We start from the raw sequence: 861 nt of genomic DNA on the forward strand, positions 1-861 counted from the left end.
GTCAGGGCAACCCTGCAGAGATAGTGAAGGAAGTGCATGAGTGGGGCGGTGTTGTCTTTCATGATGTGATTCGTGCAGAGCATGCGAAGAAAGCAATTGCTGCGGGTGTGGATGGAATTATTGTTGTCTCGGCAGGAGCAGGAGGCCATGCGGGTACCATTAACCCCTTTGCTTTGGTGAGAGAAATTCGAGAATTTTGGGACGGCCCTTTGGCTTTGGCCGGTGCTGTGAATGATGGCTACGGTATACGTGCAGCTGAAGTGCTGGGAGCAGACTTTGCTTATATGGGAACACGCTTTATAGCCACCGAAGAAGCCGAGGTAGACCCTGACTACAAAAAGATGTTGGTTGAATCAGGGATTAAAGATTTGATCTTCACAGATACCTTTACTGGCGTGAAGTGTAACTTCCTTAAGCCGTCAATTGAGCGTGCTGGCGTTGACTTGGCAAGTTACCAGGCCAAGGAAAGTGTCGATCTTGATTTGGCAGGTAGTAATGCATGGAAGGACTTTTGGAGTGCTGGTGAAGGCGTATCGGGCATTCACACAATTAAATCGATGGCTGATTTAGTAAAGGAGTTAAAGGTAGAGTACCTGGGCGCAGTTGAAAAGCCGGGCTTTGCCAAGTAAAGGTTATAGTACGGTTAAGCTTGGCGCTGACGATACTGGGCAGGCGATACGTCCGCCCAGCGCGTAAATGAAAGCGAATGTGATTTCACTTACGATGTGTTTGAGGGGTTGTTTCACGTCTTTAAGATATTTGCTCCACGTGTTAGAGAGGCAGATACTGCGCTACAACAGATCGCATTATTTGTCCGGAAAATATTGCGAGCACTTACTCGTCTTTGTACTTATCAGCGAT

General features: G+C 47.7%; 1 protein-coding gene. It reads left to right on the top strand.

The genetic code is table 11. The features are described from left to right. On the top strand, nucleotides 1–629 hold a 629-nt coding region (locus A3729_RS20675; protein ID WP_197475958.1), incomplete at its 5' end, for a nitronate monooxygenase family protein. Nucleotides 630–861 lie beyond the last annotated feature (232 nt).

The sequence above is a fragment of the Oleiphilus sp. HI0043 genome (assembly GCF_001634935.1).